Raw genomic sequence first — 13,254 nt, forward strand, 5'->3', positions numbered from 1 at the left:
ACCTGGCGGGTGATCGCAGCCACGCTGAAGACTCGCGACTCAGACACAGGGTCCAGGGACCCATGTCCACTGCAAGTCGACAAAGCCGCTAATCCGCGGCAGGCGTAAGCCGGTAACCACCGGCGAGAGGGGTCGGGTCACAGTGACCGCACCGATCGAGACCACGGGGGCGGAAGCCGGGGCGCAGCCGGAGGCTGTGCTCGTCGGCGCCGAGAAGGGGCAGATCGAGGGCCGTTCCCTTGGACAGATCGCCTGGACCCGGTTCAAGAAGGACAGAGTCGCCGTCGCCGGCGGCGTCATCGTCGTCCTGCTGATCCTGGTCGCGGCACTCTCCCGTCCGATCCAGTCGATCTTCGGACTGGATCCCGACGCCTTCCACCAGAACCTGATCGACGCCAACACCTCGCTGCCCAGGGGCGGTTGGGGCGGCATGAGCTGGGACCACCCGCTCGGCGTGGACCCGCAGTTCGGCCGGGACGTCGCCACCCGCATCCTCGAAGGCTCCTGGGTGTCGCTGGTGGTCGCCTTCGGCGCCACGATCCTGTCGAACGTGATCGGCACGATCCTCGGCGTCGTCGCGGGTTTCTACGGCGGCCGGGTCGACTCGATCATCAGCCGGCTGATGGACACCTTCCTCGCCTTCCCCCTGCTGCTCTTCGCCATCGCCATCTCGGCGACCCTGCAGGGCGGCGCCTTCGGCCTCAGCGGCCTGCCGCTCCACCTGAGCGTGCTGATCTTCGTCATCGGCTTCTTCAACTGGCCCTACCTGGGCCGGATCGTCCGCGGCCAGACCCTCGCCCTGCGCGAGCGGGAGTTCGTGGACGCCTCCCGGGGGATGGGCGCCAGGGGGCCGTACATCCTCTTCCGGGAGCTGCTGCCCAACCTGGTCGGCCCGATCATCGTCTACTCGACGCTGCTCATCCCGACGAACATCCTCTTCGAGGCGTCCCTCAGCTTCCTCGGGGTCGGTATCCAGCCCCCGCAGGCATCCTGGGGCGGCATGTTGCGGGACGCGGTCACCTATTACGAGGTCGACCCCGCGTACATGATCGTTCCCGGCCTCGCCATCTTCGTGACCGTCCTGGCGTTCAACCTGCTGGGCGACGGTCTCCGCGACGCTCTCGACCCCCGCAGCCGCTAGGGCCCGCACCCGAGAGTCCATCAAGTTTCCGACAATGGAGGAAGCAGACCATCATGCGAAGGTCAGCGCTGGCCGCAGTTGCGGCCATCGGCTCCGCGACACTGCTCATGGCAGGTTGCAGCAAGGCCGATGACAGTAAGAGTGACAACGGTGGGACGAAGGCGGCTGGGGCCAACGCAGCGACCAAGGACGTCGTCAACGCCTCTACGCACAAGGGCGGGACGGTCACCTACGAACTGTCCGACGTTCCGGACTCGTTCGACCCGGGCAACACGTACTACGCGTACATGTACAACTTCAGCCGGCTGTACGCCCGGCCGCTGATGACGTTCGAGCCCGGCCCCGGTTCCAAGGGGAACACCCTGGTCCCGGACCTCGCCGCGAGCAAGGGTGTCTCCAGCGACGGCGGCAAGACCTGGACGTACAAGCTGCGTTCGGGTCTGAAGTACCAGGACGGCACGGCGATCACGTCCAAGGACGTCAAGTACGCCGTGGAGCGTTCGAACTTCGCGCGTGACGTGCTCTCCCTCGGCCCGAACTACTTCCAGCAGTTCCTGGTCGGCGGCAAGGACTACAAGGGACCGTACAAGGACAAGAGCGCCGACGGCCTCAAGTCCATCGCGACGCCGGACGACACCACCATCGTCTTCCACCTGAACACGGCCTTCCAGGAGTTCGACTACCTGGTCGCGGCGCCGCAGACGGCTCCGGTGCCGCAGGCGAAGGACAAGGGCGTCGACTACGTCAAGAACATCGTGTCCTCCGGCTCGTACCAGTTCCAGAGCTACCAGGACGGCAAGCAGGCCGTCCTCGTGCGCAACAAGAACTGGAACGCGGCGACGGACCCGCTGCGCAAGCAGTACCCGGACAAGATCGTCGTGAACCTGAAGGTCAACGCCGACACGATCGACAAGGACGTCCTCGCGGGCGACGCGATCGACATGGGCGGTACGGGTGTCCAGGCCGCGACCCAGGCGCAGCTGCTGACCTCCGCCGACAAGAAGGCCGGCACGGACAACACCTTCGGTGGCCGTCTCGTCTACATGGCGATCAACACCAAGGTGAAGCCGTTCGACAACGTGGCCTGCCGCAAGGCCGTCGAGTACGCCATCGACAAGGTCTCCGTGCAGACCGCCGAGGGCGGCCCGATCCGCGGTGAGATCGCCAGCACCGTCCTGCCGCCGGACATCACCGGCTACGAGAAGGCCGACCAGTACGCCACCACGGGCAACAAGGGTGACGTCGCCAAGGCCAAGGCGCAGCTGACGGCCTGCGGCAAGACGTCGATCTCGACGAACCTGTCGGCCCGCAGCGACCGTCCGCAGGAGATCTCCGCGGCCACCGCGATCATCAACTCGCTGAAGGCCGTCGGCATCAACGCCAGCCTGAAGCAGTACCCGTCGGGCAAGTACTTCACCGACTACGCGGGTGTCCCGAAGTTCACCGAGCAGCAGAACATCGGCCTGATCATGATGCAGTGGGGTGCCGACTGGCCCTCCGGCTACGGCTTCGAGCAGCAGATCCTGAACGGTGAGGCGATCGGTGCTTCGGGTAACACCAACCTGTCGCAGTACGACAACAAGACGGTCAACAACCTCCTCGCCAAGGCCATCGGCACCGAGGACGTCGCGACCCGCAACAGCATGTACGCCCAGATCGACAAGCAGACCATGAGTGACGCGGCCCTCGTTCCGCTGACCTACTTCAAGGTCCTGCTGGCCCGTCCGGCGAACTACAGCAACCTGGTGTCGACGGCGGCCTTCAGCGGCCAGTACGACTACCTCAACATCGGCACCGCGAAGTAGTCGTAGCCCCGGAAGGCAGGTGAAGGCATTGGTGCCCGCGGGCTTTGCGGCCCGCGGGCACCAGCGCCGATCCCCGTGATCTCGTACATTCTCCGTCGGACGGTCGCAGCGGTGATCCTGCTGCTGGTCGTCTCCGCGGTCACCTTCGGCATCTTCTTCCTGCTGCCACGGCTCGCCGGCCAGACCGCGGACCAGTTGGCCCAGCAGTACATCGGGAAGAGCCCGTCGGCGGCGGACATCGCCGCGGTCAAGCACAACCTGGGTCTGGACCAGCCCCTTTACCTGCAGTACTGGCACTTCATCAAGGGGATCGTGGCGGGCGCCACCTACAACCTCGGCCCCACCACGGTGCACTGCGACGCGCCCTGCTTCGGCTACTCCTTCAAGGACCACGTCGAGGTCTGGCCGCAGCTCACCTCCCGCCTTCCGGTCACCATCTCGCTGGCCTCCGGCGCCGCCGTGCTCTGGCTGCTGTCCGGTGTCACGGTCGGTGTGATCTCCGCGCTCAAGCCGCGGTCGTTCTTCGACCGCGCCTTCATGGGCGTGGCGCTCGCGGGTGTCTCGCTGCCCATGTTCTTCACGGGCAACCTCGCCATCCTGCTCTTCACGTACCAGTGGCCGATCTTCGGCCGCACCTACGTCCCGTTCACCGAGAACCCCGCGCAGTGGGCCAACACGCTGTTCCCGGCGTGGTGTTCGCTCGCGCTCCTCTACTCCGCCATCTACGCGCGGCTCACCCGCTCGGGCATGCTGGAGACGATGAACGAGGACTTCATCCGCACGGCCCGCGCCAAGGGTCTGCGGGAACGCAACGTCGTCGTCAAGCACGGTCTGCGGGCCGCCCTGACGCCGATCATCACCGTCTTCGGCATGGACCTCGGTCTGCTGCTCGGCGGTGCGCTGATCACCGAGTCGGTGTTCTCCCTGCACGGCATCGGCCAGTACGCGGTGCAGTCGATCGAGAGCAACGACCTGCCCCCGATCCTCGGCGTGACCCTGCTCGCAGCGTTCTTCGTAGTGATCGCAAATCTTCTGGTGGACCTGTTGTACGCCGCCGCCGACCCGCGGGTGAGGCTCTCGTGACCGACCTTTCCAAAACCGGCGCCGCGGTCGGCGAGCCCGTCGACACGGCCAAGTCCGCCCCGAACGCGTTCCTCGAAGTCCGCGACCTCAAGGTGCACTTCCCGACCGACGACGGCGTGGTCAAGTCCGTCGACGGGCTCAGCTTCTCGCTGGAGAAGGGCAAGACCCTCTCCATCGTGGGCGAGTCGGGCTCCGGCAAGTCCGTCACCTCGCTGGCGATCATGGGCCTGCACCGGCTCGGCCCGCGCGGCAAGAACGTACGGATGACCGGCGAGATCTGGCTCGACGGCCAGGAACTCGTGGGTGCCCAGCCGGACGAGGTGCGCAAGCTCCGCGGCCGGCAGATGTCCATGATCTTCCAGGACCCGCTGTCCGCGATGCACCCGTACTACAAGATCGGCGACCAGATCGTCGAGGCGTACCGCGTGCACAACGACGTCAGCAAGAAGGTCGCCCGCAAGCGTGCGATCGAGATGCTCGACCGGGTCGGCATCCCCGAGCCGGCCAAGCGCGTCGACGGCTACCCGCACGAGTTCTCCGGCGGTATGCGCCAGCGCGCCATGATCGCGATGGCCCTGGTCAACAACCCCGAACTGCTCATCGCGGACGAGCCGACGACCGCCCTGGACGTGACCGTCCAGGCGCAGATCCTCGACCTGATCCGGGACCTGCAGAAGGAGTTCGGCTCCGCGGTCGTCCTGATCACCCACGACCTCGGTGTCGTCGCCGAGATCGCCGACGACGTCCTGGTCATGTACGGCGGCCGGTGCGTGGAGCGCGGTCCCGTGGACGAGATCTTCGAGAAGCCGCAACACCCGTACACCTGGGGCCTGTTGGGCTCGATGCCGCGCATCGACCGGGAGACCTCGGAGCGGCTCATCCCGGTCAAGGGCCAGCCGCCGAGCCTCATCAACGTCCCCTCGGGCTGCGCCTTCCACCCGCGCTGCCCGTACGCGGACATCCCCAAGGGCGACGTCACGCGAACCGTGCGCCCCGAGCTGGAGCTGGTCCCCGGCGGGCACTGGTCCGCCTGCCACCTCCCGGCTGCGGACCGTACGCGGATCTGGACCGAAGAGATTGCGCCGAAGCTGTGAGCGATACGAACAAACAGACCGCCACCGCGGTCGTGCCGGAGCAGGCGGCCTCCTCGGAGGACCGTGAGGTACTGCTCAAGGTCGAGGGCCTGAAGAAGCACTTCCCCATCAAGAAGGGGATCCTGCAGCGTCAGGTCGCCGCGGTGAAGGCCGTCGACGGCATCGACTTCGAGGTACGCAAGGGCGAGACCCTGGGCGTCGTCGGGGAGTCGGGCTGCGGCAAGTCGACCATGGGCCGGGTCATCACCCGGCTCCAGGACCCGACGGGCGGCTCGATCCACTTCGAGGGCCAGGACATCACGACCCTGAACGCGGCGGGGATGCGTCCGCTGCGGCGGGACATCCAGATGATCTTCCAGGACCCGTACGGCTCCCTGAACCCCCGGCACACCATCGGCTCGATCGTCTCGGCGCCGTTCCGGCTCCAGGGCGTGGAGCCCGAGGGCGGGGTGCGCAAGGAGGTCCAGCGCCTTCTGGAACTGGTCGGCCTGAGCCCCGAGCACTTCAACCGCTACCCGCACGAGTTCTCCGGCGGCCAGCGCCAGCGCATCGGCATCGCCCGCGCGCTGGCCCTCAAGCCGAAGCTCGTGGTGGCGGACGAGCCGGTGTCGGCGCTCGACGTGTCGATCCAGGCGCAGGTCGTCAACCTCATGGACGACCTCCAGACGGAGCTCGGCCTGACGTACGTGATCATCGCGCACGACCTCTCCGTCGTCCGCCATGTCTCGGACCGGGTCGCGGTGATGTACCTCGGCAAGATCGTCGAACTCGCCGACAGCACCAAGCTGTACGAGTCGCCGATGCACCCGTACACCAAGGCCCTGATGTCGGCCGTGCCGGTGCCTGACCCCAAGCGCCGGGGTGCCAAGAGCGAGCGCATCCTGCTCAAGGGCGACGTCCCCTCGCCGATCTCCCCGCCCAGCGGCTGCCGTTTCCACACGCGCTGCTGGAAGGCCACGGAGATCTGCCGGACGAAGGAGCCCCAGCTGATCGAGCTCCGGCCCGGCCAGCAGGTCGCCTGCCACCACCCGGAGAACTTCGCGGACCAGGCCCCGCAGGACACCGTCCTGCTGAGCGCCGCGAAGGAAGCGGTGGAACTGGTGGGCGCGGCGGTCCTGGGGAAGCCGGCGCAGGTCGAGCCGGAGTCCGAGGCCGGGGCGGAAGCCAAGGTCGAGGCGGAAACTGAGGTCGAGGCGGGATCCGAGGCCAAACCGGAAGCCAAGGTCGGGCCCGAAGCCGAGATCACGGCGGATGCCGAGAGCAAGTCGGAAGCCGAGGTTGAGGTGGCCGAGGTCGCTGCCGTGACCGAGGCGCCGGACGCGGCTGCGCCCGCCGCGACCGAGAAGCCTTCGGCGCCGGCAGCGGCTGTCACCGCGGAGCCTGCTCCCGCCGAATCCACGGCTGCCGCCGAATCTCCGGCGGACGCCGAGGAATCCGCGGCGGAGACGCCCGAGGCCGCCGATGCGGAGTCGGCGGAGACCGCGGCGGAGCAGCCTGTGGCCGAAACCCCGGCCCCCGCTTCCCCCGAAGCGGAATCCGGCGATCAGGAGTCAACTGCCAAGTAGCACATGACGAGTTGGTAAAGTCATGTCCATGTCGAAACGGGAGAGTGCAGAGTCGAGCGCGTCCGTCTGATCGGAAACGCACCCGAAAGGGACGACTCATGGCACTCTCCCGTTCGGCACGTCTGGGGGCCCTCGCGACAGCGGCGGCCTCTTTTCTTGTCATCGCCGCCTCCTCCGCCCCCACCCCCGGCGCCGACGGCATCGGTGACCTCTACTTCCCCCAACTCGGCAACGGCGGCTTCGACGCCCGGCACTACGCCCTGGACGTCGCCTACAACCCCGACACCGACCGCCTCGACGGGCGTACGACGCTCACCGCCCGCGCCACCCAGAACCTCTCCTCCTTCGACCTGGACCTCCAGAAGCTGGAGGTCACCAAGGTCCAAGTGAACGGAAGACGGGCCCAGTTCACCCGCACCGGCGACGAACTGCGCATCACCCCGCGGGACTTCCTCCGCAAGGGCAAGGACTTCACCGTCAGCGTCACCTACGGCGGTGTCCCCGAACCCCTCAACGGCCCCATCGTGTTCGGCTCCGACTACGGCTGGATGAAGACCCCCGACGGAGTCTTCGTCGCCTGCGAACCCAACGCCGCCTCCACCTGGTTCCCGTCCAGCGACCACCCCTCCGACAAGGCCACCTACGACATCCGCATCAAGGCCCCCAAGGGCCTGACCGGAGTCTCCAACGGCCGGCTCGTCTCGACGTACAGCAAGGGCGCCTCGACGTACACCCACTGGCGCGAGAGCAAGCCCATGGCGACCTACCTCGCCACGGCCACCATCGGGAAGTTCGACGTCAGGACGGGGAAGACGCCCGGTGGCATCCCGATCTACGTCGCCATCGACCCCGTCCTCGCCAACAGCAACAGCGTCGACGTGTACGCCGTGACCGCCGCCGCCACCGACTACTGGTCGCAGCTCTTCGGGCCGTACCCCTTCGAGGAGACCGGCGCGATCGTCGACGACATGCCGGAGGCCGGGTTCTCGCTGGAGGTGCAGAGCAAGCCCGCCTACTCGGCCGTGCGCAACGAGACGACGATCGTGCACGAGCTGGCCCACCAGTGGTTCGGCGACTCCGTGTCGGTCGCGCACTGGAAGGACATCTGGCTCAACGAGGGCTTCGCGACCTACGCCCAGTGGCTGTGGGCCGAACACCAGGGCACCCGCACCGCGCACGACTCGTTCCTGGCCGGCTACAACTCCCGCCCCGCCGACAGCTCCTTCTGGCAGACCGTCGTGGCCGATCCGCAGCGCGACACCATGTTCGCCTCCGGCGTCTACCAGCGCGGCGCGATGACCCTCCAGATGCTCCGCGAACGCATCGGCGACACCGCGTTCTTCAAGCTGCTCCCCGCCTGGACGAAACTCCACCGCTACGGCAACGGCGACACCGCCGGATTCATCAAGCTCGCCGAGAAGATCAGCGGGCAACAGCTCGACGACCTGTTCCAGACCTGGCTGTACACGCCGGGCAAGCCCACCCTGTAGATCCACGAGAGATCCGCTGACCGATCCCCGCGAGTAACAATGTGGGGTGCTTCAGCAACTGTTCAGCCCCTCCGTCCAGCACACGCTCGACCTCGTCGGCATCTTCGTGTTCGCCATCTCCGGCGCGCTGCTGGCCGTCCGCAAGAACTTCGACGTGTTCGGCATCGCCGTGCTCGCCGAGGTCACCGCGCTGGGCGGAGGGGTGTTCCGCGACCTCATCATCGGGGCGGTGCCCCCGGCCGCCTTCACGGACCTGGGCTACTTCAGCACCCCGCTCTTCGCCGCGCTCCTCGTCTTCTTCCTCCATCCGCACGTGGAGCGCATCCAGTCCGGCGTCAACGTCTTCGACGCGGCCGGCCTCGGCCTGTTCTGTGTCACCGGCACGGTCAAGGCGTACGACTACGGGCTCGGCCTGACCGCCTCGGTGGCCCTCGGTCTCGGGTCCGCGGTCGGCGGCGGTGTGCTGCGGGACGTCCTGGCCAACGAGACTCCGTCCCTGCTCCGCTGGGACCGCGACCTGTACGCGGTCCCCGCCATCGTCGGCGCCACCATGGTCGCCGTGTGCATCCGCTACGACGTGCTGGGCCCGTTCACCAGCGGGCTCGCGGTCGTCACCGCTTTCGTGCTGCGCCTGCTCGCGATGCGGTTCCACTGGCGAGCTCCGCGTGCGTGGAACCGGAGGTCGACCGTGCGTGAGGAGTAGTCGTCCTCCCGGTCTTCGGGTGCGGACGGTTCTTGCCCATCTCCAGGGTCAGCCAGCGGAACACCGCCTTCACCTGCGGCCGCCACAGCGCCATCGTGTGGCCGCCGTCGCTGCGCGGCAGGAACACCACGTGCACGGTCGTCGGCGCCTTGGCGACGGATGCCAGGGCCGTGCCCGCCTGGTAGCCGTCGCCGGACTCGCCGGAGATGTACAGCGCGATCGGCGGCGGGGTCCTCTCCGCCCTGAGCAGCAGGTACGGGTTGTTGGCGGCGCGCAGGGCCGGGCTCGCGGCGGCGAGTGAATTGCGTTCGCCGATCGGGTCGTTGTAGCCGGACATGCCCACGGCCGCGCGGTATCGGTCCGGGTGGGCGACGGCGAGCTTGACCGCGCAGTGCGCGCCGGCCGAGTAGCCGGCCACCGCCCAGCCCGAAGGGGCGGGCTCGGCGCGGAAGTTGTCCATGACCATCTTCGGTACGTCGACGCTCAGCCAGGTGTCGGCGTTGACCGTGCCGGTGATGTTGGCGCAGCCGGTGTCGACGCCGGCCAGCAGGTTGGTGCGCGGTGCGACCAGGATGAACGGCGCGACCCGCCCGCTCTTCATCAGCGGCAGCAGCTGCTCGTTCGCGTGCAGCGACCCGAACCAGGCCCTGGCCGAGCCGGGATAGCCCGGCAGCAGTTCCACCACCGGGAACTTGTGGTGCCGGTAGGCGGGCTCCTTGTACTGCGGCGGCAGCCACACGTACACCTCGGCGTTGACGCCGGAGACCTGGCCCTTGAGCTGGGTGACCTCGACCCCGCCGGCCGCGCGCATGCCGGGACCCTCGGCGGGCGAGAAGGCCTGCTTCACCTTGGGCAACCGGTTCAGCGAGATGTTTCCGGTGCCGTTCCTGCCGAGATTCGCGGCCTGCTGGACGTGGTTGCCGGTGCCGAGGAGGTCGGCCCAGTTGTCGTAGAGGTTGTTCTGGTTGTTGACCACGACGAAGACCAGGGTGACGGCCGTGGCCTGGGCGAACAGCAGCATCAGGGCCCGTGCCGCCACGCGAACGGCCTTGGGGCCGCGCATCCTCGACCACAGCACGAGCGGCAGTATGAGGGCGACGATCGTCAGCACGACGGCGGTGTAGAGGAACGAGGTCCCGGTGAGGCTCATGTCCCCAAAGAGGGGGATCGCGGGCCGCGGGTCACGGACGAGTTCGGACACTTACCAAGAAATTGCCGGTTCCTCACCCGACCGGCCGACAACGTGCCGGTGTTTTCATCTGCCCGCAACAACAAAGCTACCGCTTAGTAATCACCTGTTGTACGGTTCATCCATGCGAGAAGCAGCACCCGCCCCGGCGCCCCCGCGGGCCAGACGGGCCACGATCGGCGACAGCGAGTTCGACCGCGACACGGCGGTCACCCGTCGCGCCCCGGGCGTCTACGGCATCGACCTCTCGGCCGGCTGGACGATCATCAGCGCCGTCAACGGCGGCTACCTCCTCGCCGTCCTGGGCCGAGCCCTGGCGGACGCCCTCCCGCACAGCGACCCGTTCACGATCTCCGCGCACTACCTCACGGCGTCCCAGCCCGGCCCGGCGGTCATCCGCACGGACACGGTCCGCACCGGCCGCACCCTCTCCACTGGCCAGGCGTCCCTCTTCCAGTACGACGAAGAGGGCACGGAGGTCGAACGCATCCGGGTCCTGGCCTCCTACGGCGACCTGGACACCCTCCCGGACGACGTCCGTACGACGGCTCGCCCGCCGGTGTTCCCGCCCATGGAGCAGTGCTTCGGCCCGGAGGACGGCCCCACCCCCGTCTCCGGCAGCTCGGCGATCACGGACCGCCTGATGCTGAAGCTGGACCCGTCCACCCTCGGCTGGGCCCTGGGCGCCCCCTCCGGCAAGGGCGAGATGCGCTCCTGGTTCGGACTGGCGGACGGCCGCGACGCGGACCCGTTGTCCCTGCTCCTCGCGGTGGACGCGCTCCCCCCGACCGCCTTCGAGATCGGCCTGAAGGGCTGGGTCCCCACGGTGGAACTCACCGTCCACGTCCGCGCCCGCCCCGCACCGGGACCGTTGCGGGTGTCGATCACCACCCGCAACCTGGCCGGCGGTTTCCTGGAGGAGGACGCGGAGGTCTGGGACAGCGAGGACCGACTGGTCGCCCAGGCACGGCAGTTGGCGCGGGCCCGGCTCAGCTGACCGGCTTACGTCCGAGCCAGGCCGCCAACTGGCCGTACGCGTCGGCTCCTTCAGGTGCCGCCTGTGCCGTGGCGAAGGGGGTGTCCGCGTCCCGTTCGGCGTCGGGGAGGACCCGGCGGGCGATGGTGAGCGCGAACTCGGCCAATTCCGGGTCGAGTTGGATGGGGTGGCCCAGTGCCTCGGAGAGGTCCCAGGCGTGGGTGACGTTCTCCATGACGTAGCCCGAGAGCGCGATCCGGCCCGGTGCCTCCCCCCACGGGACCCGGACCAGCGCGTCCAGCCGGGCGTCGTCCGCCCAGGCGGCGCGGACCCGGACGCGGGCCTCGTCGTACACGGCCGTCCAGCCCTTGTCGTCGACGCCGTCCACGAAGGGGTGGACGGCCATGCCGTCACCGCCCTCGCCGACCGTCGCGATCCGGTGGGTGCCGCCGACGAGATGACTCAGCAGGGTCCGTACGTCGAACTCCGCGCAGGGGGTCGGACCGGCCAGCTGCTCCGGCCGTACCGTCCTGATCAGGGCGGCGGCCTGCTCGGTGGCGCGGGTGTACAGGGGGCGGGGGTCGTTCGCGTTGGTGTTCATGGCACCGATGCTGGACCCATAACCTGACAGTTTCCGTCAACATTTGCGCCGGGGTTCCGGGCGGTGGATTCTGGGGGTGTGAAGGCCGACCGACTGCTCTCGATCCTGCTGCTCCTGCAGACCCGGGGTCGCGTTCCCGCGCATGAACTCGCCGACCGGCTTGAGGTGTCGGTGCGGACCATCTACCGGGACGTCGAGGCGTTGTCCGCCTCCGGGGTGCCGGTGTACGCCGAGCGGGGGCGGCACGGCGGGATCGAGCTGCTCGCCGGGTTCCGTACGGACGTGACGGGACTGACCGCCGACGAGTCGCGCGCCCTGTTCATCCTGGCCGCGCAGGGCGCCCATGCCGCACTCGGTCTGGACGCCGCGCTCGGTTCCGCGCTGCGCAAGGTGATGGCCGCGCTGCCGGCGCCGTACCGGCCGGCCGCCGAGGTGACCTCCCGGCGCATCCTCGTCGACGCCACGCGCTGGAAGGGCGGGCCCCAACCCGCCGTGGATCTGGACGTGTTGCAGGACGCGGTCTTCACCGACCGGCGGCTGCGGCTGCGCTACCGGCACAGCGGGGCGAAGGAGCCGAGCACCTACACCGTCGATCCGTACGGCCTCGTCTCCAAGGCCGGTGTCTGGTACCTCGTCGCCGACCGCCGTGCGCGCCCCCGCCTCTTCCGTGCCGACCGCGTCCACTCGGCCACCCTCCTGACCGACCCCGTGAAGCGCCGACCGGGCGTCGAACTCGCCGACGCCTGGGAGGAGTTGCGCCGCCAGGTCGAGGAACGCCCTGGCGGACTCGACGTCACGGTCCGCGTCCGCCGCTCCCGCCTCGACATGTTCCTGCGCCTCAACGCCTCCTCACTCGCCGAACTCCCCAAGGCCGAGGGGGCAGTTGAGGGTGCGGACGACTGGGTGACCGTCCGGCTGTCCTACGGCGTCGTCCGCGAGGCGCGTCAACTGCTGCAGTTCGCCGACGCGTTGGAGGTCGTGTCGCCGCCGGAGGTACGCGCGGAGGTGGCCGCGGCGGCCGCTTCTGTCACGGAGCTGTACCAGCGGGTAGGCGCGGGTCAGTAGCGAAGTAGCAGGTCAGGGCGGTCTCTTGGGCTGCCCTTTACTCCGTGCACAGGGTGAGGACAGGGCTCCGACAACGAAGTCCTAAGCGGCGTTGATTGAGTTCCCGTCACAAGACATCCTCATGGTTTTTGGAGTTGTTTCTCATGAAGCGTGCGCGTCTCCTCCCCGCAGTGGCCCTGCTGGCGCTCTCGCCCCTGGCCCTGGCGGCCTGCGGGTCGAGCGGCTCGTCGTCGTCCTCCGGCAGCGGCAACTCCGGTTCCACCCAGTCCTGTTCGGCCTCCGGCAGGCCCACCGGCAACGCCACGGCACGGCCCTCCGGTGCCCCCTCCGGCGCGCCCACGGGCGCCGCGGCCTCGGGCAGGCCGACGGGCATGCCGACCGGCAACGCCTCCGGTATGCCGACCGGCGGTCCCGGCGGAGGGGGCGGACAGGGCGGCCAGGGCGGCGGCCCCGGCGGCGGGTGCGGCGGCGGCCCGGGCGGCGGCCAGATGAGCGGGGCCCCGCAACAGGGCTGACCGCGCTCCCGCACGACAGGGGCGGCA

General features: G+C 68.7%; 12 protein-coding genes. 10 read left to right on the plus strand and 2 right to left on the minus strand.

The window, feature by feature from the left end; translation table 11 throughout:
• Window positions 1-142: 142 nt before the first annotated feature.
• The 7 genes from OG407_RS35240 to OG407_RS35270 all read left to right on the plus strand — a co-directional run bounded on the left by OG407_RS35240 (window position 143) and on the right by OG407_RS35270 (window position 8,881).
• On the plus strand, window positions 143-1,141 hold the full coding sequence (locus tag OG407_RS35240; protein ID WP_403587100.1) for an ABC transporter permease: 999 nt from the start codon (window positions 143-145) through the stop codon (window positions 1,139-1,141).
• Between the two features lie 53 nt (window positions 1,142-1,194).
• Window positions 1,195-2,946: an ABC transporter substrate-binding protein gene (locus OG407_RS35245; protein ID WP_405863516.1), complete on the plus strand. Its 1,752-nt coding sequence runs from the start codon at window positions 1,195-1,197 to the stop codon at window positions 2,944-2,946.
• Between the two features lie 75 nt (window positions 2,947-3,021).
• Window positions 3,022-4,029, plus strand: coding sequence for an ABC transporter permease (locus OG407_RS35250; RefSeq protein WP_033282771.1), 1,008 nt, complete (start codon window positions 3,022-3,024; stop codon window positions 4,027-4,029).
• On the plus strand, window positions 4,026-5,123 hold the full coding sequence (locus OG407_RS35255; protein WP_405863518.1) for an ABC transporter ATP-binding protein: 1,098 nt from the start codon (window positions 4,026-4,028) through the stop codon (window positions 5,121-5,123). Before OG407_RS35250 ends, OG407_RS35255 begins: the two co-directional genes overlap by 4 nt.
• Before the next feature lie 32 nt (window positions 5,124-5,155).
• Entirely contained in the window at window positions 5,156-6,688 is a 1,533-nt protein-coding gene (locus OG407_RS35260; RefSeq protein ID WP_405868786.1) for a dipeptide ABC transporter ATP-binding protein, read from the plus strand.
• 98 nt (window positions 6,689-6,786) lie between these two features.
• Window positions 6,787-8,178 carry a M1 family metallopeptidase gene (locus OG407_RS35265; protein WP_405863520.1) on the plus strand — a complete coding sequence of 464 codons (1,392 nt, stop codon included), beginning with the start codon at window positions 6,787-6,789 and terminating at the stop codon, window positions 8,176-8,178.
• A gap of 46 nt (window positions 8,179-8,224) precedes the next feature.
• Window positions 8,225-8,881: a trimeric intracellular cation channel family protein gene (locus OG407_RS35270; RefSeq protein WP_328678900.1), complete on the plus strand. Its 657-nt coding sequence runs from the start codon at window positions 8,225-8,227 to the stop codon at window positions 8,879-8,881.
• On the opposite strand, the gene OG407_RS35275 is transcribed toward OG407_RS35270, so the two are convergent.
• Complete coding sequence (locus OG407_RS35275; protein ID WP_405863522.1) at window positions 8,790-10,031, minus strand: alpha/beta hydrolase; 1,242 nt, start codon at window positions 10,029-10,031, stop codon at window positions 8,790-8,792. The genes OG407_RS35270 and OG407_RS35275 overlap by 92 nt on opposite strands.
• A 163-nt stretch (window positions 10,032-10,194) precedes the next feature.
• On the opposite strand from OG407_RS35275, the gene OG407_RS35280 reads away from it, so the two are divergent.
• Window positions 10,195-11,067: a thioesterase family protein gene (locus OG407_RS35280; protein WP_405863524.1), complete on the plus strand. Its 873-nt coding sequence runs from the start codon at window positions 10,195-10,197 to the stop codon at window positions 11,065-11,067.
• Here OG407_RS35280 and OG407_RS35285 read toward each other — a convergent pair.
• Window positions 11,060-11,647: a TIGR03086 family metal-binding protein gene (locus tag OG407_RS35285; protein ID WP_405863526.1), complete on the minus strand. Its 588-nt coding sequence runs from the start codon at window positions 11,645-11,647 to the stop codon at window positions 11,060-11,062. The genes OG407_RS35280 and OG407_RS35285 overlap by 8 nt on opposite strands.
• 78 nt (window positions 11,648-11,725) lie before the next feature.
• Between OG407_RS35285 and OG407_RS35290 the strand changes: the two genes are divergently transcribed.
• Together OG407_RS35290 and OG407_RS35295 are read left to right on the plus strand one after the other, a co-directional pair.
• Entirely contained in the window at window positions 11,726-12,712 is a 987-nt protein-coding gene (locus OG407_RS35290) for a helix-turn-helix transcriptional regulator (protein WP_405863528.1), read from the plus strand.
• Between the two features lie 143 nt (window positions 12,713-12,855).
• Window positions 12,856-13,227: a hypothetical protein gene (locus OG407_RS35295; RefSeq protein WP_405863530.1), complete on the plus strand. Its 372-nt coding sequence runs from the start codon at window positions 12,856-12,858 to the stop codon at window positions 13,225-13,227.
• The last annotated feature ends 27 nt before the right edge of the window (window positions 13,228-13,254 follow it).

Source organism: Streptomyces sp. NBC_01515, assembly GCF_045040345.1.
Lineage (GTDB): Bacteria > Actinomycetota > Actinomycetes > Streptomycetales > Streptomycetaceae > Streptomyces.

Bases quoted from the DNA above. Each gene is read 5' to 3' on its own strand.
- OG407_RS35245 (WP_405863516.1), top strand. From the start codon at position 1,195: ATGCGAAGGTCAGCGCTGGCCGCAGTTGCGGCCATCGGCTCCGCGACA.
- OG407_RS35265 (WP_405863520.1), top strand. From the start codon at position 6,787: ATGGCACTCTCCCGTTCGGCACGTCTGGGGGCCCTCGCGACAGCGGCG.
- OG407_RS35275 (WP_405863522.1), bottom strand. From the start codon at position 10,031: ATGAGCCTCACCGGGACCTCGTTCCTCTACACCGCCGTCGTGCTGACG.
- OG407_RS35280 (WP_405863524.1), top strand. From the start codon at position 10,195: ATGCGAGAAGCAGCACCCGCCCCGGCGCCCCCGCGGGCCAGACGGGCC.
- OG407_RS35285 (WP_405863526.1), bottom strand. From the start codon at position 11,647: ATGAACACCAACGCGAACGACCCCCGCCCCCTGTACACCCGCGCCACC.
- OG407_RS35295 (WP_405863530.1), top strand. From the start codon at position 12,856: ATGAAGCGTGCGCGTCTCCTCCCCGCAGTGGCCCTGCTGGCGCTCTCG.